The sequence below is a fragment of the Gluconobacter japonicus genome, assembly GCF_015244665.1.
Taxonomy (GTDB): Bacteria; Pseudomonadota; Alphaproteobacteria; order Acetobacterales; family Acetobacteraceae; genus Gluconobacter; species Gluconobacter japonicus.
Window position 1 is genome coordinate 229,616 of the sequence record NZ_JABCQN010000001.1, and the last position, 22,882, is coordinate 252,497.

Genomic DNA, 22,882 nt, shown 5'->3' on the forward strand with positions numbered 1-22,882 from the left:
GCATGGCTTCTGTCGCGCTGCCGGTCTTATTTCAAGGAACTGCCATTCAGTTGGGGCGTGCTCTTAAAGAATGCCAGATGTTAGAACAATTGGCCCTTTCGCGTGTGGCGAAGAAGGACACTACAACGTTGCAGTCTTTTGATTCGCTGATGCAGACGATTGAGCAGTTTACGTTACTCTTTCAAAGACTTGCCGTGCAGAAAGATATTCAGAACATGACAATGAATAGCGAGGCTGTGGATCGGATGACGCTGGCAGTTCTGCGTGAGGCCCTCGCTGGAGAAAATAGCTCTTCTCCGCAGAATGCGGGTGATATTGAACTTTTCTAGCGACCTATCAGCTTGGTTTGCGTGCATCGTCGGGGGTGGAATGAACCATTGCGCGGTGGCGCTGTAATCCGCCGATAAGTCTTTCCGCGTCCGTGGGAGTAAACACTAGTCCAACGGGCCCGTAGGCTGGGTGTTGAAAAGCCAGCAGAGAGCCTTCTGTCAGTGCGTCGATCTGAAGCGCCCAGTTGGTTTTGTACACAGGGGAAAACCGCGCCCCTTCAATCGGAGGGAGAGGTTTCTGTTCAATCAGTGCGGCTCTCGCCAACCCAAGGCTTGTGATTAATTGAGTCAACTGGGCTTCATCGAGCGTGATATCTCCAGTTAGTCCGCTATTTTCAAGGAATGAGAGAACAATTTTCTGTCCGTCCTCGGAGCGGGTTACCTGCATGCGTGGTCCGGTTGTCATGGTTCTCAGTCTCTTTCTTTCTCAGCGTAGAAACGGATTAATTCTGAAGGAAAGGACCCGCCCATGTCCACCATCCCGAGTGGAGCGGGTTTTTGGAAAGTTCCATTTCAGCTTTGCGCGCTGCTTCGGCGGTAGGGAAAAGACCAAAGCAGGTGGCACCTGAACCACTCATACGCGCCATCAGGCAATCGTTCTGAGCATTCAGGCGGTCAAGAACAGTTCCGATCACAGGAGCATGATGAATGGCGGGGGCCTGAAGATCATTCGTTGTGTGAGACAGCATGTCTACAAGAGCGTTCATGGATGCCCAGCGGGCAGGGAATACGGGGGCGGGACGCTCAATAATGCCGCCCATAGCCGCGAAGCTTCGAAAAATATCGGGCGTAGACACTGCAATGCCGGGATTAACGAGCAGGATGCCCCCGTCTGGCATGGCAGGTGCCGATGTCAGAATTTCCCCAATTCCTTCCATGCGGGTCGTTTTCTGCTGCACACATACTGGAACATCAGCGCCCAAAGGCTCGGCGATCGCCAAAAGATCTTTTTCCGCGATATTCCAGAGTTGCCCCAGTAATCTGAGTGTGCAGGCCGCGTCGGCTGATCCGCCACCAATGCCCGACGCAACTGGAAGGTTCTTTTCCAGTATCAGGTGGTAGGCATTCTCTTGTCGCGCATGTGTCTGGAGTGCGCGTGCGGCCCTAAGCACGAGGTTGCTGTCGTTGGCTTCGAGACCTTTTCCAAAATGCCCTTCGATTGAAAGGGAAAAGGTATTTGACGGTTTTGCAAGACGTACTTCATCAGCGGCGCCAGCAAATACAGCGAGGCTGTCAAGAAGATGATATCCGTCAGGGCGACGGCCGGTTACATGCAGGTAGAGATTGATCTTGGCATGAGCGGTATCGTGAAGAAGAGTCATCTGTTTTGTTCAAACGCCTTAAGGTGGGGGCCGCCCTGCTGAAGGGCATTTAGAATGAGCGTACGGTCCTGAGGCTGCGGACTGTCATCCAGAGACTGGTTCCATTGATCCTGTGCCTCTGTATGGCGACCGAGATACCAATAGGCGACCCCGAGATGGTAGCCAATTTCGGCATCGCTTGACGCATGTTCGGCCGCCTGAATGAGGATAGGAAGAGCGGTTTTCAGGTCCCCCTTATGCTTCAGGAGTGCCCAGGCATAGCTGTCCTGAATGGAGGGGTCATTTGGTTGCAGGTCCAGAGCGCGTTTGAGAAGCTGTAAGGCGCGCTCCTGATCCACATCATGTTCGATGCTGGCATATCCGACGAAGTTAAGAACTTCCGGCTGATCGGGTGCCAATTCAAGAGCATGATGCATGTCTTCCTTCATCACTGCCCAGTTGCCGCTCTCCTGAGCTGCCATGGCCCGGCCCAGGAGAATGGGCCAGACAATTTCCTTGCGAGGGGGAGATGCTTTCAGAGCCTTGGTGTAGAGTTCTATGGCTTCATCATGATGGCCCATTTGATCCTGCACTTCTGCAAGCTGGACCAAAAACTCCGGATTGTCCGGAAGGAGGGTCAAGGCACGGTTCAGAGCATCTGCCTGCATGGGAAGATCATGGGATCGGCTGGCCAGATTGACACGTTCCTGAGCGGCCAGAGCTGCGAGTGGATCTGTGTCTGCTACATGATCGAGAACACCCAGCCCTTTGGGGAGCTGGTTTCCTTCCCGAAAGGTGTCCGCCAGAAAAATGCGTGCCACCGTCAGGTTTGGATCAAGATAAAGCGCCTGCTGCAGCGTGATGATGGCCGGGTCCCGAGGAATTCCTTCCTGCTGAATGACGTCTGTAATCATCAGGGCCAGTTGCAGGTTCAAAATCGCAGCCCCCTGGGCTGCGGAGAGAGGCGCGCGTTTCTGAAGTGTGTGCTGAAGTGGGCCGATGATCATCGAGGCCAATGGTGAGCTGACGCCCAGTGCGGCGATGGCATCACGGGCCCCTTGATGTTGTCCCTGACCTTCCAGCCAGCCGCCATACAGTTGTGCATAGAGAATCTGGAGAGTGAGCGGGTCGTCAGGGCTGTTGCCTGCTTTCTGATAAAGAGACTGAGCCTCATGCTGGGATGGAAGGCGTTCTGCGATCAAGGCTGCATGGAGTTGGTACAGACGTCGTGTTGGTGCAAAGGCCGCCGCCGCACTTAGGGTGTTGAGGGCCTGCTCGATGTGCCCCTCTTCAACTTGTGCCCAAGCGAGGAGGACTGGGGCGGCGACTGAAACCAGCGGTCCATGATGACTGTTGCGGCTCAGGGTTTGACGCATTTCTGCCCAGGCTTTTCTGGGAACAGCATTCTGGGCGAAGACAAGTGTTGCGATGTCGCTGGCGGGCAATGTCTTTGCAAGCGCGACAGCTTCGGTTTCATGCCCTGTCATTGCGGCGTATCGAAGGCCATCTTCACGCAGCTTCAGGTTCTGTGAGGACAGGGTCAGAACATGCGACAGTGTCTCATGGGCGGCGTCTATCTCTCCCCGTTGCATCATGACGCTTGATGCCAGAAGCCAACCGGTCAGGGATTTTTCAGGGCTGACGGCAGGCAGAATCTCTGGTGCCGGTGCGGCAGACGCTCCCCGCAATACCGCTCCAGTCAGCAAAACAGCCGAAAGGCCCGCACGAAACGGAAAGGAAAAAACCGGAATTGATCTGTGCCAGCCGCGCGTGATCTGCATAATGCGCCAATCCTAGACCGCATGTGGTCTGACGCCAACCTGAACGGATGCTTCATGACGCCCCAGCCAGTTCCGAGCCGGGCTGAACTGCTTGCCGCCCTGCAACTTCAATACGAATGGGGTGTGGATGAAGCGCTCTCGGAAGAGACGATAGATCGTCTTTCAGAGGCTTCCCGCGTGCTTCCTGAACGGACCAGTGGGTTGCCTCGCGTGCAGAGTCCTTCTGAGGCCCCGCGTGCGTCAGGAGGAGCTGCTCTCGATCAGGCTCAAGATCTTCCGTCTCTGATTGCGGCCAGTAATGCTCTGGATGATCTGTTTCTTGCTCGAACGGCAACACACAGACTCCAGCCCATCCATGTTGAGCAGGCTCCTTTCATGCTGATTAGTGAAACGCCTGATGCCGACGAGGATCGTTCAGGCGTTCTTTTCGCAGGGTGGGCAGGAGAATTGTTGGACCGGATGCTGGCTTCTGCGGGACTGAAGCGGGCTTCTTTATCCATGGCACCTGCCATACCGTGGCGTCCACCCGGGGGGCGAGGGGTTACAGAGCAGGAAATGCGCTCCTGCCGCCCTCTTTTGCTCAAGACGATTGCTCTGTGTCAGCCGCCGTTTCTGGTGACGATGGGAGTGACACCCTTACGAATGCTGAGCGGTGATCAGGCCATGTTGGGTCGTTTGCGTGGAAAATGGATGGATGTGTCGATTCCTGGCCTGTCGAATCCATTGCCGCTGCTTCCCATGCGGCATCCGCTTCAGCTTGCTGCGAGCCCTGCTGCGCGGCGGAATGCTTGGCAGGATTTACTGGTTTTGATGGAGCGATTGGCATCTGAAAATAAGGTACAAAATCAGTCTTAATTCATCTTCTGAAAAAACTTCGTGAAAACGTAAAAAACTGCTCGAAAACAGGCGTTTGCCACTGGATTGTTCCAGTATGTGACTGTATCATCGCTTAGTCCGGATGTCTGTCTGGGTTAACGAAACCTTGCCATCGCAGTCGAAACCGGGTAGCACCCCGCTGCTATGCGAAGGATTACCCCTTTCATCTCAGGTGGCACGGCACGAGCGTTGCTTGTCAGTGTGCTGATTCTGGCCGGTGGAACTTTCTCCCCGGCGCGTGCAGAAGGTCTGCGGTTACAGCCGCCTCAACCGGATCATGCAGGTGACGAAACAGCGTTTGCGGAAGCACGCCCCTCCCTTGGTGGAGACGGTACCGTCTCGCTGCCTCACCCTCTTACGGCCACTGTGGCCAACCGATATCGCCTGATCCTTCAGGCACAGCGTCGTGGCGATCTGCAAACGGCGAACGACCTGACACGTCTTCTGACGGATCGTGTTCTGATCTCGGACGTTCTGGCAGATCGCTATCTGGCACCAGGCGCACATCCCGCAGCCGATCAGCTTCGGGACTGGCTGAAAAACTATTCTGGTCAACCGGATACTCCAGCCATTCAGGGGCTTCTGCTGAAAACGGCTCCATCAGGAACCGTTTCAGCCCAATCGTTTGTGCGATCTCTTGCTCCTAATGACAGCCCGGACACGGTGCATGTGTCCCAGCCCCTCAATCCTGACCCCTTGGCGCGGGCGTTTACCCGCAATCCCCTTCTGGACCGCACGGTTCAGGAGCGATCCATGCAAGGTCTCAAAGGGGCAACGAGTGCGTTGCACCTCGTGGATATTACGCCTGGGATGACGCCGGCTTACGCTGCGCAGCTCTATGGAGAGATTTCTCTCAGTCTTCTCTCTCAAGGTGAAGCCCAGAGTGCATTACGACATGGCTGTGCAGGCTTTGAGCGTGGTGGTCATCAGGTGGGACTCCCGGCGTATGTGGCAGGGCTGGCAGCGTGGCGAGAGGGGCATGTTGATGCGGCATATGAGCTGTTTGAATCCGCAGCCAACGCGCCTGTGACGTCACAGGAGCTTCATGCCGCTGCAGCTTTCTGGGCTGCACGTGCAGAAGCGCGTCGTCATGCTATGGCGGCATATGTGTCCTGGTTGCACCGTGCAGCGAACCATCACGAAACTTTCTATGGGATGCTGGCGGCTCAGACGCTTGATCTGGGACGGAAAGGCCATGCCCGCCTGCCAGATAGCCCCATCGAAATCACTCTGCATGATCCTGTTCCGGTTCTCGGCGAAATTGATGTCGAGGCTATTGGAGCACTTCCGCAAGGGCGTCAGCTTTTCGCACTTCTTCAGATCGGAGAGCGTGCGCGTGCTGAAGCCCTGATGCGGCGTATCTGGCCTGAGATTGCCGCGGACAGTGCCCGCGCGCGTTCGCTTCAGCTCGTTGCACAGGCCGCGGGTTTCGAGGATCTGTCCGAGCAACTGGCGTCTTTGATCATGGACGGGGAAAGCCATTCGGATACGCCCGCAACGATACTTCCAATGCCGCGCCTTCGCCCCAACCATGGTTTCCGCATGAACCCGGCGCTGGTCTATGCGCTGACCCGTGTTGAATCGAACTTTGATCCGGCGGCGACCTCGGGTGCTGGTGCTCACGGTCTGATGCAGATCCGTCCTGTGACAGCGAGTTTTATCACGCTGCATCATCAGACGTATGATGCCCACGGTATGGCTGTGATCCCGGTTCCGCCCGATATGGTGAGCCGTTTGCACAATCCGGCTTCCAATCTTGAGATTGGTCAGCTTTACGTCCTCTATCTGGCAAATCAGTCCAGCCATACGGCTCAGGCTGCTCAGCCCGAAGGTGGGGATCTGGTACGCGTTCTGGCATCTTATAATGCTGGGCCTGGCGCCATTGCCCGCTGGGAAAACGCTCAGACGGCAGATTTGCATGATCCGTTGTTTTTCATGGAGACGCTGCCAAATACCGAGACACGGGATTATGTTCATCGTGCGCTTACCTACACGTGGCTTTACGCCAAACGGATGGGTCTCTCTTCCCCGTCCCTCAAGGCTTTAACGCACGCTGAATGGCCGTCTTTCGGGGCTGAAGTGGCTCTGGCCCATGAGCGTCTCGCCCTGAACTGACCGACATAAAAAAACGCCACCCACAAAAGCTGCGGGTGGCGTTTCTGTCTGTCTGGTAGCCCGGTGGTCATGCGCCGGACTGTTTTGTTTTTAGGGCTTCAGCTTTTCTGCGTCTGAAGGCCCAGATCACTCATTTCTTCATGAACCGCAGCCGCTTTAGCAGCGGAGAAGACCTCCATTGCATTGGCGCCTTTTGGCTGGTTCAGGCGAATGAAGCATGTAATCACGGCAGCCAGCAGGTACAGGGCGGCATAAATAAAGACGACGCCCTGCGTGCCGTAACTGGTGACAAACAGTGTTGCCAGTGCCGGGCCAAGGAAGTTGCTCAGACCACCACCAAGATTCTGAACCGATACGGCAGCTCCCTTATGCTCAGGCGCAATAGCTGGGAAAATCGCTCCCATGGGCACAAACGCATTGAGCGTTAAAGCTAGGAACAAAGCGCCAATAATGGCGGTGAACATGTTGCCCGGCATCAAGTGAGGAATGAAGTAGAAGGCAAGGCTCGCCATGGCACAGCCGACAAAACCGAACCAGCGCATCTGCCGCAACCAGCCGATCCGATCTCCGATCAGCCCCCACACCACGTTCGTTACAGGCTGCACCAAAAAGAATGCACCATAGATCCGAAGCCATTCAGGCATGGTGAAGCCGACCTCTGGAGAGGTGTAGAACAGCGGCATGATGACCGGGAAACCGAACAGGGACAGGTTGCAGATGACGCGCGTGATAAGTGCCAGCGCGATGTCTCGGTTTTCCACAATCAGCGTGAGGCTGCGGCTGATCTCTATCAACTGATCCTTCAGCGGAACCTTTGATGCCAGAGGAGCCCCTTCGGAAGGTTCTTCACGAATGGTCAGGCAAGCGAGCGCGCCACCAGCCAGAACCCATGCGAGCGACATCCAGAGTGTTGGCATGAAGCCGAAAGCCGGAATCGTCCAGCTTGGCAGGAACGAAGCAATGATGCCGTAGCCCAGTGTAAACATGGACCACACCCAGCCAATGGCGGAAGCCAGTCGGTGATCCGGTGTTTTCTGAACGATCCAGAAGAAAAAAGCGTAGAAGAACAGCGGGTAGGCAAAGCCACGCAGGCCGTAGAACAGCATCATCAGTGGGAAAGAATGCTGGGACAGCCCAAGGCTCAGGAAAGCCACATGACACAGGGCCCACCATAGTGTGCCAATCGCCATGATGCGGCGTGCGCCATAGACTTCAGCCAGAACGCCGGACAGCCAGCTCGCAAGGGCGGCGGTTGCACCGTAAATGGTGAAGAGCATCCCGGCTTGCTTGGGTGTGAAGCCGATCTGGGTAACGTATTTTGCAAGGAATGCGACTTCAATGCCGTCGCCCGTCATGTACAGGGCGACAGCGATGTAGCCCCACAGCAACATCACCGGCATGCCCCAAAGGACGCGGGATTTCGTGATGAGCGGTCGGTGGGGTGGAGAAACCTCTGTGGCACTCATGGATGGTCATGCCTCCGTGAAGAGAAGTTGTCCTCAAACGGCGTCATCGGCAGGGGATCCGTACCATTCACAGGATCCCGCAATGTAATGATTCCGGGAGATGCCAGTCCAAGAAACTGTGCTTCAAGCCCGCTGAACACACCTGCTGCGCGTGAAGCAGGCGGCAGGATCTGAAAACGTTTAGCGCTAAAGTTTGTCTCTTTTCTGAACATGGTAAGCTCCTGTGACAGCGGGAATGTGTGTTCGGGTTGTCGTTCGGAGGCTGGCGATTCGTGTCTTGCTCTCCCGTCAGTCTCGCAGGGCGCGAGGCTGGGTGGGAGCAGCTGCAACTACCGGAAAGCCATAACCGATGACCGTATGAGGCTTACGATCATCGGAACAATAACATGCAGTTGTTATATTTAAAGCATATTAATGTTATTTTTTATGAAAAAATAAGTGAATGAGTGTTATCTCAAGCTCACACAAGCTCACACAAGCTCACACAAGCTCACACAAGCTCACACAAGCTCACACAAGCTCACACAAGCTCAACAAGTGCTATGCCGGCGATGATGACAACCAGAAGAATCAGGAGGATGACGGTCAGACGTTTCTCGATGAAGTCTCGGACAGGTTCACCAAAAGCCTTGAGAAGGGCCGCTTCCAGAAAGAAACGTGCTCCACGCGTGACGATGCTGGCCGCGATGAAGGGTAAAAGTGGATAATGCGCAGCCCCGGCTGCCAGCGTGACAAATTTATAGGGTAGGGGGGTTAGACCCTTCCCGAGAATGATCCAGACACCATATCGGCGGAACATCTCTTCGAGCGCCAGAATCCGACCATCTGCATGATAGAAATGGGCGATGGGCATGCCGATGTGTTCCATCAGAAAGGCCCCGAGGCACCATCCGATTACACCTCCCACGACGCTCGCTACTGTGCAGATAGAGGCCAAAAACCACGCTCTGTCCTGACGTGTCAGGATCATGGGGATCAACATCAGATCTACCGGAACTGGAAAAACACACGCTTCGGCCATGGCGATGACGATCAGCCACCATACAGCTTTGGGAGAGGCCGCGAGGTCGGTCATGCGGCGGTAAAGAGAGTCGATCACGGTCTGGCCTTGTGGAGAAAATATCAGAACTTCCTATCCTCCCAGCCACTGAATGGAAATCCGTTGGTGTTTCATCTGGGATATGGAAAGTAGAAAATCTTATCTTTCACAAAACGGATTTTCTGTGCCCCAGCGTTATTCCCTTACGGCTCGCCTGTTTCACTGGGGCATGGCGGCCACTATCATTCCTGTTTGGCTGATTGGCTTTTCGGCCGGTCGACTGCTGCCGCGTGGACCGTCTCCACTCAAAAGCGATTTGCTATCCATTCATAAGGAAATCGCTTCAACGGTCATTATCCTTGTGGTGTTGAGAATGGCCTGGCGTGCGACCCATCGGCCGCCTGCTCTGCCGGAGGGCGTTCCTGAAGAGCAGCAGATTGCAGCACGTGTTCTTCAGGGATGTCTCTATCTTCTGATGCTGAGTACGCCTCTGACAGGCTGGCTCATGGCCTCGGCTCATGGAGCGCCAGTCCAGATGCTCTGGACTGTTCATCTGCCAGCTCTTATCCACAAAACGCCTCTTCTGGCTCCGACCCTAGGGGTGCTACATCAGTTTTCCGCCTGGATTTTGGGCGTTCTGATTGCCGGACATATCGTGGCGGCCCTGATGCACCGCTTCTCCCGCCGTGATCAGGTCATGGACATGATGCTCTGACTAAAAAGGGCCTCCGTCAGAAGCAGAGACCCTTTTCAATATGTCTTACTTCGGGGGAGCAGGCTCTTGCAGCGGGAAAGGTTCCGCCTTGAGTGCTGGCCGAGGATGGTCAGCCATCTGTTTCTTCAGATAGGCAATCGCTGCATCGAGTTGCTGGTCCTGTCCATTGAAGGTCGCGACTGGCATGTTCTCGACCTCGATATCTGGTGAGACGCCCTTGTTCTCGACCAGCCAATGCCCATCCATATCGAAATACGGATTTTCGGCCGTCCGGGCATTCCCGTTATCAATCAAACGATCCCCATCAGACAGCCAGACACCCGCGCCCGCCGTCCGTTCGCCCAGAACTGGCGCGATATGAAGAGACTTGATCCCCTGCGAGAAGGTCTCGCCGTCTGAATAGGTTCTCTCATCCGCGATGACGATGAGGTGCCCCTGGAAAGCCTGCTGCATGTCGATGGCTGGAGCGTTTCCATAGCGGCTCCAGAACATCCATGGCCGACGCATGAGCTGGGTCAGCACCCAGCTATCAATATTGCCGCCGTTGTTGCCTCGGACGTCAACAATCAGGCCATCCTTGTCGATATTGGCGTAGAATTCCCGTGCAAAGGCTTCCATGTCGTCTCCGCCCATGGCTTGCAGATGCAGGTAGCCGATCTGGCCATGGCTGGCGCGATCCACAGCATCGGCGCGGCTGACTTCCCAGTCCCGCGCACGGAAGGATTTCTGCTTGGCAAAACTGACGGCTGTCACGACGGTTTTGTGCTCTTTTCCTTTCCGGGAGAGCGTGAGGAGAACCTGTTTTCCAGCCTGGTTGGCAAGAAGGGCGGAAAGATCCGGTTCGCCAGTCGTGGGTTGCCCGTTGACAGCAACAATCAGGTCTCCGTCCTGCGCGTCTACACCGGATCTTGCGAGAGGGGACTGCTGATCCGGCAGGTCCCGGTCTCCTCTATAGATATGTGTAATGCGGAAGCCCTGAGCCTCACGGGTCAGTTGCGCTCCTAGCCCGGCAATCAGACTTGTTGCTGGTTCGTCGAGGCCTTGTGCCGGGCGAAGCTGGGAGTGCATGGCACCGATTTCCGCCACCATCTGGCCGAGTAGGTCATCCAGATCGGCGCGATCTCCCAGTCGGTCTACAAACGGTGCGAAATGGGCTCTGACGGCTTTCCAGTCCACGCCATGCAGATCACGGTCATAGTAATGATCACGATGAAGGCGCCAGGCATCAACGAATTCATCGCTCCATTCCTGAGCCGGGTCGATGCGCAGACGGAGCCCATCAAGGCTGACGGTCTTGCCGGTAACATCGTCAGGCTTTTTTGCTCCGACAGGAAGCAGCATCACCTCTGGTGTCTGCTTTGGACGAGGCGTGACGGTCATGATGGTTTTTCCATCCGCCGAAAGGTCGAAGTCCTCCACTTTTGGAGCAAAAGTTTCGATCTTGTGCTCATTATTGTCGATGTGGATGGACTTCAGAGGGTTCGTATCATCATCGGTGCCATCCATGGTGAACAGGAACTCGTTTGAGGCACCCAGACTATGATAGTCCGCCGCTGGCACCGGTACCTGATAGAGACGATCTGCCAGCCCGTTCCATTCAAGAGCAGGGAGTGGCTTTTTTGGAGTGTCCTTGCCGTCTTTCTTTCCGGTCTTCTCGTCAGGCTTGTCCTTGCTGTCGTCGTGATCCAGCTCGGTGGGGGCCTGAAACGGAAAATGATTTCCATCCTGAAGGGCGAGGGCATAGATCCCCGTGCGATGCGGAAAGGCGGGACCAAGATTACGGTCACCCCAAGGGGATGTGTTGGCCAGAGAGAATGTCCGGTCTGACAGGAACCAGAGCCACTTTCCATCCGGGGAGAATGTAGGGCTGTAAGATTCATAGCGATCCCCGGTCACCCATTCCGTGCGATTTGTCTCGGGGGCGTAGAGAGCAATCTGTCGCCGTAGACCCGTACCTCGTGTTCTGACAAATGCCAGAACTTTTCCGTCTGCCGACCAGGAAAGGGTATCAAACACATTCGTTCCGTCGGCTGTCGCGTCATCGACTAGCTTTTCGGATTTGTTGGAAAGGTTGAAGAGCCACAGACGACCCAGAAGATCGGTATGGGCGACATATTTGCCATCAGGTGAGATGGCCAACGCCACAGGTTCGGTGGAGGAGGGTTGGCTCAGGGCTTCTCCCTTGCCACTGCCATCCGCGGCGAAGCGCCAGAGTGCAGACTCTCCGCCTGCATCACTGAACGCGATAACAGACTTTCCGTCGGGTGTGACGCGGGCCAGTCTCAGACGAACATTATCGGCTGTCGGGATGACAATGAGGCGTCTGGGGGATGCAGCGGCGACAACGGTGTGACCACGCATGGTGAAGACAGTGGTATCACCCTTGGGGGAGATGGCTTCGGACGTCGTGAAGCGTGTTGGACGATCCAGCCAATAGGGTGCGCGTGGCGCATTGTCCGACACCAGAGTGATAGGGATCTGCCTGCTTTGGCCGGAAGTCAGATCCAGAGCAAACAGGTCCGCCCCCTTGCGGAAAACAACAGTATCGCCAGAGAGAGAGGCCTCCAGAACACTGTAATCCGTGAAATGCGTCAGTTGCTTCGCATCGGTTCCGTCCGGTGCAAGGCTCCAGAGATTGTAGCGACCGTTTTCGTCGGACAGGACAATCAGGCGGTCGCGCCAGGGCATGGGACGAATAAGGTTGGCTGTGCGTGCCCCGATCCGCTCTGCTTCTTTCCCGGATTGCAGATCAAAGCGCCAGAGCTGGGAGAGGCTACCGCCACGATAGGCCCGCATATGATCGCCCGTAACGGCGAGTCCGAAGCGAACGGCATAGAGCCATTTTCCGTCCGGGCTGAGGGCTGCATCATTGGCATTAGCCAGCGGATAGACGTGTTTTGTACCCGTTTTCGGATCGAGCGAGGCGACGTTGTAGCTGTAGTAGGGGCCACTGGCATCCGGCATGGCATACAGAATACCAGCATGGGCATCCCAGCCTGTCAGAAGCAGCTTCGGGGCGTTCTCAAACGTGACCCGTCTAGGCGTGCCGCCAGAACTTGGCATGACATAGACCTCTGTCGGTCCGTCAAAATTGGCCAGAAAAGCGATTTCGGTTCCGTCTGGGGAAAGGACGGGATGCGGATCAACGGCGTTTGCACCGTGCGGTGCGCTTGTCAGACGTTGGGCCGTTCCGCCTCCAAGCGGAACACTCCAGACAGACTGCTCGGCATTGAAGAGAACTGTCTGACCGGACACGGATGGTTCCCTGAAATAACCAGCTTCAGCGTGGGCTGTCAGGCCATAGCTGCACCCTAAAATGGCGGCGCAGGAGAGAAGGGAGCGTCGGAGGGAAAAACGCATGGTGAGCAAGACTTCTGATATGAAACGTGGCTTGATGATGCGGCGGTTTCCTATCAGCGTCGAGATGACAGTCGTGATTTTCGTCGTCTGAAAACAAAAAACGCCAGCCTCGGGAGGCTGGCGTTTTTTGTTGGAAAAGTAAGTAGGATCAGGCTGTCTGGGCTGCTGCCGTCTTCACATCCGACACAATGTACTGGCTGGAAGACAGGATCTGCACACCCAGCATGGCGATGCTGTGCGTAGCGCGATCCGTGATCTGGATTTCTGCATTTCCGGTCGTCCAGCGTGCAGTCTGGCCTTCCAATGCGCTCCAGCCGGACAGTGTTTCTTCTGTCAGGTGAGCGGAAAGGCTGGTTGTGCTACCTGCATCGTAGAGAGCAACATTGCCGACAAGTACGCCAAGCTGGCGGCGATCGTCAACGAACGGCCCAACGACGTCTGCCGGACGGCTCGTGCGGGATACGAGACGGACGGTGCGGACGTTCTGCGGAAGCATGAACATGGCATAACCGTTGGTTTCACGCATCTTACGAAGGACTGTACCGTCTTCCGTCACGAGGTGCAGGTCTGCATCGGCTGTCAGCGTGACGTCCTGAGCAACCTTCGGAAGCGCAGCAGCTTCAGCACGAGCAGCAATGACCCGGAACATCGGCTCTACTGTCGCGCGATCTGTCGTCAGGGGGGCAGCAGCGTCTTCAACCCAGCTCTTGATGGAGCCACCAAGGCTGATCACGGAGCCGTCCTGCTGGAAGGAGCCACGGTTACCAGTGTTGAGGTAGCTCTCGGTCAGGAGGCCATTGGCCGTGATGACTGAGTGTTCAGCCGTCTCGATGTGGAAGTAGTCATAGGAGCTAACGGACAGGTCATAGTGAATGGAACGACCATTCACCAGCATACGAGCCGGGATGAACTTGCCATCCAGGAACAGGCAATGTTCTGCCGTGACCAGCAGATCCTTATGAGGGATACCAGCTGAGATTGCGTCCTTCAGGATGCGAACCGGGAAGCCGGCTTCATCAGCTGGCAGATCTGCGCGCACTGTCATGGTGCGGCGGCCAGCCCAGGTCACAGGACGGATTTCTTCGCGGCCAGAAACGTTGACGATAACGCTATCACCAACTGTCAGGTTCTCGACTGCGATTTCACCGGTTGGCGTCAGAATCATTGAGCCTGCAAGGAAGCAGATGACGCCATTGCCGCTGCTGGTGTCGACTGCAACCTTCTGATCGCCTGTCGGAGCGCTTGTGTAGCTGCTGTCGTAGGTGACACTCTTCGGAGAAATGGTACCGCTGGACGTGGTCAGGGAGACATTGTCACTTGTCATGGTCGCGGAAGTTACCGTCTGACCATTCACACCGAGCGTGTCGCCTTCCTTGAGGTTGGCCAGAACCAGCTTGTTGGCAGCATACTTGTCGCTTGGCAGAACAAGCGTGTTATGGCCCGTTCCGAAAACAACTTTTGTGCCGTCTGCTGGGTAAGTTGTAACGGTTGCCTTGGCGCCGTCATTCAGCGTCAGCGTTGATTGAAGCTGTGAATTTTCAGTAAAGGACGTATTCGCACCGCTGACGGTAATCGGACCAGAGATGGTCGTGCTGTTTCCGGCTGTTTTGACGGTTGAACCGTTGTAGATGTTCAGATTGCCAGCAATGCCGTTCCCGTTAACGCTTCCCAGCGTAATATTTGAGTTGTCAAAGTTCAGCGTGCCGCCAGAAGCAACCGAAGGTCTAAGGCTTTGCGAACCCGACCAGTCCTGCGTAACATTTGAGAAGGTTGCTGTACCATTGCTGTCAACCTGAAGGCCGTTGTTCGCGGTAAGGGCGCGCGCAATATTGGCTGTCCCGCCAGACGTAACTTCCAGATTGTTAACGCTCAGAGCGCTGCTGCTTGATGTAATATCAAGCGTACCAGCAACCTTGATGTTTACGTTTGCAAGCGTTGTTGTGGAGCTTGAAACCGTGACGGTTACCCCTGCAGGGATCGTTACCGTTCCCTGATTTGTCTGGGTGTTAGGAACATGCGTTGCGGCGACGCCGTCATATTGCCAGTTCGCGACATCGTTCCAGTCGCCACCGGTCTTGGGGCCAACCCAGGTGTACTTGTCGCCAGTGGTCCAGTCAGGTGTGGTCCTGATGTTGTAAATTTCCAGAAAACAAGGGGGAAAGCTTTGACTACGCTCACGGAGTTCAATCTCACGGGAACGTGAAAGCTCATTGAAGTCTTGTTTGGATTGTATAAAATTAACAGTCAATATTTTTTTGAAAAAAATAAACAATTTATGTATTATTAACGGCGGGTGAGGCTAGCCATTGTCCAACTCTCTCGAAGAGAAGCGGCTATAAAATCCATATGATGTAAGGTGGTAAGTAGTGTCGCGTCCTAGCCGACTGCGGCCTTAAGGCCGTGTCCTGCAGCTAGCGGACAAAGAGGCAGCATAGCCAGAAGGCACGCCCCCAAAAGATCGAATCCGGCAGCCGAAGATGTTCCCAGCTGTCCAGCATAAGACGATGCCGCGCCAAAAATCAGAACAGGTGTTGCAAGTGGCAGGACTAGCAAGGGCAGAAGTACGCCTCCCCGGCGGGCTCCAAGAACCACGGATGCCGCCATGCCGCCCAAGAGGGACAGGCACATCGTTCCCAGCATCAATCCCAGAAGAAGCAGGGGAAGTTCGGTGCCTTTGACACCAAGCATAATTCCCAGCGGTATTGCGGCGACCAGAAGAGGCAGGCCTGTAGTCAACCAATGAGCAATCATCTTGGCCAGAGCGACGGCATAAGCTGGCAGCCCGGTCAGCATAAGCAGATCAAGGGAGCCATCTTCCAGTTCTGAGCCGAACAGGCGGTCTAGGGGAAGCAGGGAGGCAAGCAAAGCACAGACCCAGACAATGCCCGGACCCATATGGCGCAGTAGGTCTGGAGATGGGCCGAGAGCCAGCGGGAACAGGCTGCCACATAATATGAAGAAAAGCAGGGACGCCAGCGTATCAGCACCGAACCGGTAGGCCATACGCAGGTCACGGTCGATCAGGGCAAGAAAAGCAGTCATGACAGCCAGAGCGGTTCGGAGTTTGCGAGAGAAGGCAGTTCATGCGAACGGGTGTTTTCAAGGGGAAGAGGAACATGTGTCGTCACGATCATGGCTCCCCCCTTTGCACGATGCTCTGCCATGATGGCGCCAAGTCGCTCGATACTCGCCACATCCAGTCCGACAGTGGGTTCATCCAGAAGCCAAAGCTCCGCGCCCGACAGCATGACACGCGCAAAAGCGGCACGGCGTTTCTGCCCGGAAGACAGCAGGCGTGCAGGCAGGTCTGCCAGAAACGCCAGATCCAGAGCCTCCAGAACCTCGTTCATCTGGCTTTTGCCGAGCTTCGCGGCAAGGGCAAGGTTCTGGGTCAACGTCAGTCCGGGCTTCAGCGCATCCTGATGTCCCAGCCAGGCGATCTCCGTTTGACGGTCGATCTTTCCGTCATCCGGTTTGCGTAATCCAGAGATGGTTCTGAGAAGCGTGGATTTTCCAGCCCCATTCGGGCCGGTCAGGATCATTGCATCTCCGGGGAACAGAGAAAGAGACACCCCATCAAGTACCAGTCGATCACCGCGGAACACCGTAACATCCCTGACATCCAGAAGGGGCGGAGGAGGGGCGGAAGACGGAGGCTGGGGTATCATGTGTCGTATTCTGTCTCGTTCACAGTCCTGCCTGACTTAGAGACCCTGAAGGGAAGAACTGCAAGGGGCATCAGAAAAGCTGCAATATGGTGAATTCTCGCAGTCAGGTGACGGAAAGGTCTCGATAGCTGTAGCGAGGTTCGTTATGAGGGCTGGACGACGGAAAGGTCGTGCGTCTTCTGAAGGGATATCCGGAACTGACTGATCTGGTGTTACAGGCGAGCGCAATCGCCAAGTCTTTTGATGGCAACGAAATTCTTCGTGGTCTGTCACTTGATGTTGAACGTGGCGAGCTGATCTCGATCATCGGGCCTTCGGGCTGTGGCAAATCCACGTTCCTGCGGTGTCTCAATTTCCTTGAGCATCCGGATGCAGGGACAGTTCGTATTGAAGACGTGACCCTGTCCTGCACCGGAAAGCACTGGACGCGCGCCAACGAGGCGCAAGCCCATCGGCTGCGTGCGCATGTTGGCATGGTGTTTCAGGCTTTCAATCTTTTCCCGCACAGAACTGTCATTGATAACGTCATGATGGCGCCCATACAGGTGAAGGGAATCTCGCGGGATGAGGCGCAGGCCACCGCTTGTACCCTTCTGGAGAAGGTTGGTCTGTCTGGCGTCAAGAACCGTTATCCGGACAGTCTGTCAGGCGGGCAGAAACAGCGTGCCGCCATTGCGCGTGCGCTCGCCATGAAGCCCTCCGTCATGCTGTATGACGAACCGACTTCTGCGCTTGATCCGGAACTTTCGGAAGAAGTTCTCTCCGTCATGCGGGATCTGGACGATGATGGCATGACGCAGCTTGTCGTGACGCATGATATGCGATTCGCTCGGGCCGCCTCTGACCGGGTGCTTTATGTAGAAGGTGGGGAAATCGTCGAAAGCGGTGATCCAGACCTGATGTTCGCCAACCCGAAAGAGGGGCGCACACGACGCTTCCTGCGGACGCTGCTGTAATGAACAAGTTTTTTGCGTGTCTCGTTGTGCTGGCTCTTACGCTGGCGCCGTCCGTTCATGCTGTAGCTGCTGACGAGCAGACTGCTGCACCGCTGGTTGTTCCGGGAGCAAAGGACGGTACGGACCTGCCCTGGGCCTCTGATGGTGAGGCCAACGTGCCCTACGTGTTCCATGACCCGGAACATGAATCCCGCATGACCGGCTTTGAGTACGATCTGGTCAACGCCATTGCTGAGAAGATGCACCGCAAAGGGCGCTTTATTCAGAATGACTGGGATGGCCTGATCCCTGGCCTGTCTCGTGATCTGTACAGCATGGTTGTGGACGGCATCGAAATGACGCCGGAACACAAGGCGGCTGTTCTGTTTTCTCGCCCTTATTATGTGACGAGCGAGCGGATCATTCTGCGCAAGGATGAGACTGGCCTCGACACGATGGAGGCGCTTAAGGGTCACAAGATCGGAACCATTAAGGACACAACGGCGGAGCGTATGCTCCGTCGACAGGGTGGTTCCACAATCCGGTCTTATGAAGAAGAGACGAACGCCTTTTCAGATCTTCGGAACGGGCGACTGGATGCGATCCTGCTCGATGCACCCATCGCGATGTATTACGGCAGTATTTCCGATGACATGAAGCTGGTCGGCGAACCGATTGGCAGCATGGAGTATGGCATCGCCTTTGCGCCTGGAAGCCGTGCGCTGCGCGATCAGGTGGATGGAGCCCTTGGCGAACTCATCAAGGATGGAACGCTCCATACAATTCTGGCACGCTGGAACTTGTGGACTCCCTTGATGGAGAACTACACCGGCGACCATACCCATCCGGACATCGCTCCGGTGGAATGGGACCGGTACCGGGCTGCCATGGCCAGCACGACGGGAAATAACTGGAAAGTTCTGGTTCATCGTTATGTCGGTTTTCTGCCCCTGATTGGGCAGGCCGCTCTCATGACACTGGCGGTCTCTGCGCTGGCCATGGTTCTTGCTGTTGCGTTGGGACTTTTACTTGCTCTGGCCCGACATTACGGTGGCGCTGTGCTGCGCCTGACGGCAGGTTTCTATGTCGAAATCGTGCGTGGTACGCCGTTGCTAATTCAGGTGCTGTTCATTTTCTACGGCCTGCCCGCATTTGGAATTCGCCTGTCCCCTTTCATGGCCGGTGTCCTGTCTCTTGGGCTTAATTACGCTGCCTATGAGGCTGAGAACTATCGTGCGGGGCTACTATCCGTTCCACGCGGACAAATGGAAGCGGCAATTGCTCTGAACATGACGCACTGGCAGGCCCTGCGTCTGGTTGTGGTGCCGCAGGCGTTCCGCACGGTTGTACCGGTCATGACCAACGATTTCATTTCCTTGCTCAAAGACAGTTCGCTTGTCTCTGTCATTACACTGACGGAGCTCAGCCAGACCTATGTGCGCCTGTCATCTACCTATTACGATTATTTCGGCACTGGCTTGATGGTGGGCGCAGCCTATCTGTTGCTGGGCCTGCCCTTTGTGCGCCTGGCCCGCATGGCAGAACGCCGGATGGGGCGTAGCATGGGCGGGAATGTCGGTCACCACTGAGAGTAAATGGAGGGCCGTGCTCTAAGCGTGGCCCTCGTTCAGCAGGCGTTGCCAGAATTCAGGGCGTTTTGGGAGCAGAGGGGTCTCTGGTGGGGGCAATAGGGATTGCATTCGCATCCAACTTGCCATCAAACCCTTTCCGAAGCAGATCCGTCCATCCAGGCATCCATGCCTTGACGTCAGAAATAAATTTTGTTGCTGCCTGGTTGGTCTTGATGCCGTCCTTCGTCCAGACGGGGGGAGGAGCCAGAAGTTGGCGTGAGCCCGGTTCGATTGGGGCAATCAGGGTTTCCACAGCTTCAATCTGAACGCCCTGAGTGCCTTGAGCTGCTGCGTGATACCATCCAAGCGTGATCATAAGCGGTGGGATGGGAAAGCCCAGTGTATTCATCCGGTCAAAAGCTGCGCTTACAAAAGGACTTCCGTTGGGAGATCCAGGCAGAATGAAGGCATTGCCGATATAGGCACATTCTTCGACCAGGCCCTGTTTTTCCACAATCTGGGATGCATAATTCCGATCATCATGGCAGGGGCGTTCCAGATCATCTACGGCCTGAGGTGGCAGGGGCTGCTGGCTGGCCTCGACGACTATGACGCCCGAAACGACACCAAGGGACGTTCTGGCCAGAACCTGTTGGGAAATCTCGCCGTGCGGTCCGGTTCGGGCCGCCAGAATGGGATGCCATTCTCCCGCTGGAAGAGGAATAATTCGTCCGGCTAGATGCAGTCCCCCCTGTTGGGTGATGCCGGGATCAGGGGCCGTCACACTATCAGGGCTATTGTTCGGCGTGCTGCCGCTATTTCCCTGCGCGGATTGTGTAGGCGCATGAACTGCTCCCGGGGTTTTTCCCGGAAGCCATGGAAGATGCTTCTTTAGTGTGGGGGTAGGAAAGAATGCTGCCATTCCCATGCCTCCCACCATAATGAAAAGGCTTGTGCGCCAGAGCGGCGCGCGGCGCCAAAGTCGACCAAATGCTGTCATGGATCAGTGGCTCAGACGACCGAGCTGGACATCGGCATCCTTGGAAATTTCAGCTCTGACGCCATCGTCTCCGGCAGAAAGGCGGACCATTTTTGCGCCTTGCTGTCGCGCGACAATCAGGCTTTCACTGACCATGTCCTCAATGGAGCGAACCAGATCGCGTGCGCTGGCTCCGGTTCCAAGGTTCTTCTGCTTGACCATAACCTGGAAGAGCAGGGCGGCATCAATGCCGCCTGTCTCGACATGAAGGCCGTAGCTTTCAATCATGGCTTCGATTTCCAGAGCTGCAACGCGTGCCAGATCCAGCCCTCTCAGGGCGCGGAAAACAAAGATCCGGTCAAGGCGGTTCAGAACTTCCGGCGCAAAGCCGGCCCGCTTAAGGGCTTCCACAGACTCGGCCCGCATCTTGTCCGGCTCATTTTCAAGCCGGTCTGCAATTTCCGTCAGGGCGTCGGTTGCGATGTTGGATGTCAGCATGAAAATGGCGCGCGTGGTGGAAACCTGCTCACCGGTGGAAGCCTCCGTAACATGACCATCGTTCCAGGCCGTCAGAAACTTCTTGAAGACATCTGGATGTGCTTTCTCGATTTCATCTAGCAGAACGACCGCATCTGGTTGATCCTTGAGGCCGCCTGTCAGCTTGCCGAACGTGTCGGAACCCACATAGCCTTTCGGAGAACCGAAAAGCTGGGTTGCTGCATGAGGGCTGGACATCTGGGTCATGTCGAAATGCAGGAGGGGTCGCTCCATCTGCTTTGCGATCTGTTTGGCCAGATAGGTCTTGCCTGTGCCAGGGGGGCCAGCCAGCAGAAAAATTCCAACAGGCTTGCCGCGGACCTGAAGAGCCAGTCGCCGCCGAAGTTGTTGGGCAATATCTTCGCAGACGCGATCCTGCCCGATGACACGGGCGCGGAGGGAGGCGGCGAGTTCTTCCGCATCAATGACGGTTTCGCGTTGTTCGCGGGCCATGAGTTCTTCGAGGGCGCCGCGATTGGTCAGCCGGCTGAGAACATCCATGATCAAACCTTTCCTCCGGCGTAGCCCACGGCGTGCCAGTTTTTCAGCAGAAGTTTCGTAGGCGAGGCCTAAAGCGGTGAGTGCTGCGCCTGTCCCGGCGAGGGGCAGGTAAGCGGGGCGCATCCAATCTATGGCTCGCCAAAGCCCGTCCAGGGACAGATGTAGCATGACGGCCACCTGAATGACCGCCAAAATTAGGAAGGCCGCCATCATGAGTGGCATGGCCCGGTTGAGCATGGGGACGATCGACTTAAGCACCGGGAGGCCTTTACTGAACAATCACGTCAAGCACGATACGCTGGGTCAGCGCAGTCAGGCTTGGCAGGGCTTCGGGGCCAAGAGCGGTTAGGGCACCGATGGTGAGAGCGGGGGCATGAGGCATGGTGACGGGATCAATCGTGACCTGCGCTGCTTCCACAATCGGGAGCACGAGGTGCTGGAATTTTCCTGTCAGAACAATACGCTGCGTGAACCCTGACACTGTAACATCAACGGTTTGCCCTGTAACGCCTGCGCCATCAAGAACAGGCATTTCCACAAGTCGCATGTCGCCCCGTTTGACGGCAGCCAGGATGCTGATTTTCTGCTGTTCCGTGAAGCTGGTGCCTGCCAATGCTTTGGGAGCGTCCCCAGGAGCAATCATGGAAAGCTGAGCATCTGCCTGAAAGGTCGATGCAGCGCTGGCTGTCTGATTGCCAGCTGAGGAAGCGAGTGTTGCCGCCGCTGGCGTTGAAGTAGAGTGCGTAAAGAAAAAAGCTCCCGCTCCGATGGACGCAACGGCCAGAAGGGTTCCTCCCGCCCAGAGTGAACGACTGCGAGGCGTTTCCTGCTGGGGAAGAAGTTGTGGTTTAGGCTCGGGTTGGATTGTCATCGGATAGTCATCTCACCCCGACAGGCCTTCCAAGGCAAGCATTCTGCGTCTGGATAAATGTAAACAAATCTTTCGAATCCCCTGCATGGCAGCTTCCCTGTGCTTCTACTTGCATTGAGAGGAGCGAGGGCCTAAATAGATGCCATTCCATTCATCTTCCGCTCTTTTCGGGGGGTGGCCCTGACGGGCCGCCTTTTTTGTCTTGCCTCAACAGAACACATCTTCCGGTCTCGAACTGCCTCATCTCACGGGCCTTGAAGCCCGTATTGCAGAGCGGATCGCGCCGACTCTGGCGGATCTGGGCTACGAGCTCGTTCGCCTTTCCGTTCTCGGGCGCGACACCCCGACCATCCAGATCATGGCAGACCGTGCAGACGGCTCCCTGATTTCTGTGGATGACTGTGAGCAGATCAGCCACGCTGTCGGCGCCATTCTTGATGTCGATGATCCAATTCCTGGGGCTTGGATGCTGGAGGTGTCGTCCGCAGGGATCGACCGTCCGCTGACCCGCGCCAAGGACTGGGATCGATTCGCCGGACATTTGGCCAAGGCTGAACTTGATGTGCCGCTGAATGGCCGTCGTCGCTTCTCCGGAACGGTGATGGGCGCGCGGGATGGTAAAGGTGTTATCCGTCTGGATGACGGCACGGAGGCAGAGCTGCCGCTGACGGAAGTCCGCAAGGCTCGTCTGGTGCTGACGGATGCCCTGATCGAGGCGAGTGCTGCCCTGTCAGGCGTTTCGTCCGACGAGGAAAGCGATGGCGAGACGCCCCGCGTTCCTAAACTGAACCCGAAGAAGCCGGGGAAGAAGAACTAATGACCCGTCTCATGCTGGCTG

At 56.0% G+C, this 22,882-nt stretch carries 19 protein-coding genes; 7 read left to right on the plus strand and 12 right to left on the minus strand.

The window, feature by feature from the left end; translation table 11 throughout:
• Window positions 1-2: 2 nt before the first annotated feature.
• Complete coding sequence (locus tag HKD32_RS01010; protein WP_010500850.1) at window positions 3-329, plus strand: hypothetical protein; 327 nt, start codon at window positions 3-5, stop codon at window positions 327-329.
• Window positions 330-336: 7 nt separating this feature from the next.
• Here the strand turns inward: HKD32_RS01010 and HKD32_RS01015 are convergent, their stop codons facing one another.
• From HKD32_RS01015 to HKD32_RS01025, 3 genes are read right to left on the minus strand one after another with little or no spacing between them, the layout of a single operon-like run.
• The gene (locus HKD32_RS01015; RefSeq protein WP_228118680.1) at window positions 337-735 is read right to left on the minus strand and encodes a hypothetical protein; all 399 of its coding nucleotides are present in this window, start codon (window positions 733-735) and stop codon (window positions 337-339) included.
• 37 nt (window positions 736-772) lie between these two features.
• Window positions 773-1,651, minus strand: a complete 879-nt coding sequence (locus HKD32_RS01020) for a 4-(cytidine 5'-diphospho)-2-C-methyl-D-erythritol kinase (RefSeq protein WP_062024584.1) — start codon at window positions 1,649-1,651, stop codon at window positions 773-775.
• Complete coding sequence (locus tag HKD32_RS01025) at window positions 1,648-3,411, minus strand: tetratricopeptide repeat protein (RefSeq protein WP_194257354.1); 1,764 nt, start codon at window positions 3,409-3,411, stop codon at window positions 1,648-1,650. Before HKD32_RS01025 ends, HKD32_RS01020 begins: the two co-directional genes overlap by 4 nt.
• 21 nt (window positions 3,412-3,432) lie before the next feature.
• On the opposite strand from HKD32_RS01025, the gene HKD32_RS01030 reads away from it, so the two are divergent.
• Together HKD32_RS01030 and HKD32_RS01035 are read left to right on the plus strand one after the other, a co-directional pair.
• A complete protein-coding gene (locus HKD32_RS01030) occupies window positions 3,433-4,266 on the plus strand; it encodes a uracil-DNA glycosylase (protein WP_194257516.1) in 834 nt (277 codons plus the stop codon).
• A 165-nt stretch (window positions 4,267-4,431) separates the two neighbouring features.
• Complete coding sequence (locus HKD32_RS01035; protein WP_228118681.1) at window positions 4,432-6,402, plus strand: transglycosylase SLT domain-containing protein; 1,971 nt, start codon at window positions 4,432-4,434, stop codon at window positions 6,400-6,402.
• A gap of 98 nt (window positions 6,403-6,500) precedes the next feature.
• On the opposite strand, the gene HKD32_RS01040 is transcribed toward HKD32_RS01035, so the two are convergent.
• Entirely contained in the window at window positions 6,501-7,868 is a 1,368-nt protein-coding gene (locus HKD32_RS01040) for an MFS transporter (RefSeq protein WP_228118682.1), read from the minus strand.
• A gap of 520 nt (window positions 7,869-8,388) precedes the next feature.
• Window positions 8,389-8,967, minus strand: a complete 579-nt coding sequence (locus HKD32_RS01045) for a YqaA family protein (protein WP_061932757.1) — start codon at window positions 8,965-8,967, stop codon at window positions 8,389-8,391.
• Window positions 8,968-9,091: 124 nt separating this feature from the next.
• On the opposite strand from HKD32_RS01045, the gene HKD32_RS01050 reads away from it, so the two are divergent.
• Complete coding sequence (locus tag HKD32_RS01050) at window positions 9,092-9,622, plus strand: cytochrome b (RefSeq protein ID WP_026017364.1); 531 nt, start codon at window positions 9,092-9,094, stop codon at window positions 9,620-9,622.
• A gap of 45 nt (window positions 9,623-9,667) precedes the next feature.
• Here the strand turns inward: HKD32_RS01050 and HKD32_RS01055 are convergent, their stop codons facing one another.
• The 4 genes from HKD32_RS01055 to ccmA form a co-directional block, all read right to left on the minus strand.
• Entirely contained in the window at window positions 9,668-12,982 is a 3,315-nt protein-coding gene (locus tag HKD32_RS01055) for a S41 family peptidase (RefSeq protein ID WP_194257355.1), read from the minus strand.
• A gap of 148 nt (window positions 12,983-13,130) precedes the next feature.
• A complete protein-coding gene (locus tag HKD32_RS01060; RefSeq protein ID WP_194257519.1) occupies window positions 13,131-15,128 on the minus strand; it encodes a Hint domain-containing protein in 1,998 nt (665 codons plus the stop codon).
• Between the two features lie 230 nt (window positions 15,129-15,358).
• Window positions 15,359-16,024, minus strand: coding sequence for a heme exporter protein CcmB (gene ccmB / locus HKD32_RS01065; protein ID WP_194257356.1), 666 nt, complete (start codon window positions 16,022-16,024; stop codon window positions 15,359-15,361).
• Complete coding sequence (gene ccmA, locus HKD32_RS01070; protein WP_194257357.1) at window positions 16,021-16,650, minus strand: heme ABC exporter ATP-binding protein CcmA; 630 nt, start codon at window positions 16,648-16,650, stop codon at window positions 16,021-16,023. Before ccmA ends, ccmB begins: the two co-directional genes overlap by 4 nt.
• Window positions 16,651-16,820: 170 nt before the next feature.
• On the opposite strand from ccmA, the gene HKD32_RS01075 reads away from it, so the two are divergent.
• Entirely contained in the window at window positions 16,821-17,606 is a 786-nt protein-coding gene (locus HKD32_RS01075) for an amino acid ABC transporter ATP-binding protein (protein WP_408870747.1), read from the plus strand.
• Window positions 17,606-19,174, plus strand: coding sequence for an ABC transporter substrate-binding protein/permease (locus HKD32_RS01080; RefSeq protein WP_194257358.1), 1,569 nt, complete (start codon window positions 17,606-17,608; stop codon window positions 19,172-19,174). The genes HKD32_RS01075 and HKD32_RS01080 overlap by 1 nt, the downstream gene beginning before the upstream one ends.
• 58 nt (window positions 19,175-19,232) lie before the next feature.
• Here HKD32_RS01080 and HKD32_RS01085 read toward each other — a convergent pair whose 3' ends face one another.
• The 3 genes from HKD32_RS01085 to HKD32_RS01095 are packed head-to-tail and all read right to left on the minus strand — an operon-like array spanning window position 19,233 to window position 22,044.
• A complete protein-coding gene (locus HKD32_RS01085; RefSeq protein WP_061932743.1) occupies window positions 19,233-20,156 on the minus strand; it encodes a hypothetical protein in 924 nt (307 codons plus the stop codon).
• A gap of 3 nt (window positions 20,157-20,159) precedes the next feature.
• Window positions 20,160-21,410 (minus strand): AAA family ATPase, encoded by a 1,251-nt coding sequence (locus HKD32_RS01090; protein ID WP_034881021.1) that lies wholly within the window; start codon window positions 21,408-21,410, stop codon window positions 20,160-20,162.
• Between the two features lie 31 nt (window positions 21,411-21,441).
• Window positions 21,442-22,044: a hypothetical protein gene (locus HKD32_RS01095; RefSeq protein WP_061932739.1), complete on the minus strand. Its 603-nt coding sequence runs from the start codon at window positions 22,042-22,044 to the stop codon at window positions 21,442-21,444.
• A 202-nt stretch (window positions 22,045-22,246) separates the two neighbouring features.
• On the opposite strand from HKD32_RS01095, the gene rimP reads away from it, so the two are divergent.
• Window positions 22,247-22,861, plus strand: coding sequence for a ribosome maturation factor RimP (rimP, locus tag HKD32_RS01100; protein ID WP_010500889.1), 615 nt, complete (start codon window positions 22,247-22,249; stop codon window positions 22,859-22,861).
• Window positions 22,862-22,882: the final 21 nt, after the last annotated feature.

Bases quoted from the DNA above. Each gene is read 5' to 3' on its own strand.
- HKD32_RS01055 (WP_194257355.1), bottom strand. From the start codon at position 12,982: ATGCGTTTTTCCCTCCGACGCTCCCTTCTCTCCTGCGCCGCCATTTTA.
- HKD32_RS01090 (WP_034881021.1), bottom strand. From the start codon at position 21,410: ATGCTCAACCGGGCCATGCCACTCATGATGGCGGCCTTCCTAATTTTG.
- HKD32_RS01015 (WP_228118680.1), bottom strand. From the start codon at position 735: ATGACAACCGGACCACGCATGCAGGTAACCCGCTCCGAGGACGGACAG.
- ccmA (WP_194257357.1), bottom strand. From the start codon at position 16,650: ATGATACCCCAGCCTCCGTCTTCCGCCCCTCCTCCGCCCCTTCTGGAT.
- HKD32_RS01095 (WP_061932739.1), bottom strand. From the start codon at position 22,044: ATGACAATCCAACCCGAGCCTAAACCACAACTTCTTCCCCAGCAGGAA.
- HKD32_RS01030 (WP_194257516.1), top strand. From the start codon at position 3,433: ATGTGGTCTGACGCCAACCTGAACGGATGCTTCATGACGCCCCAGCCA.
- HKD32_RS01085 (WP_061932743.1), bottom strand. From the start codon at position 20,156: ATGACAGCATTTGGTCGACTTTGGCGCCGCGCGCCGCTCTGGCGCACA.
- HKD32_RS01035 (WP_228118681.1), top strand. From the start codon at position 4,432: ATGCGAAGGATTACCCCTTTCATCTCAGGTGGCACGGCACGAGCGTTG.
- HKD32_RS01040 (WP_228118682.1), bottom strand. From the start codon at position 7,868: ATGAGTGCCACAGAGGTTTCTCCACCCCACCGACCGCTCATCACGAAA.
- HKD32_RS01025 (WP_194257354.1), bottom strand. From the start codon at position 3,411: ATGCAGATCACGCGCGGCTGGCACAGATCAATTCCGGTTTTTTCCTTT.
- HKD32_RS01020 (WP_062024584.1), bottom strand. From the start codon at position 1,651: ATGACTCTTCTTCACGATACCGCTCATGCCAAGATCAATCTCTACCTG.
- HKD32_RS01010 (WP_010500850.1), top strand. From the start codon at position 3: ATGGCTTCTGTCGCGCTGCCGGTCTTATTTCAAGGAACTGCCATTCAG.
- ccmB (WP_194257356.1), bottom strand. From the start codon at position 16,024: ATGACTGCTTTTCTTGCCCTGATCGACCGTGACCTGCGTATGGCCTAC.
- HKD32_RS01080 (WP_194257358.1), top strand. From the start codon at position 17,606: ATGAACAAGTTTTTTGCGTGTCTCGTTGTGCTGGCTCTTACGCTGGCG.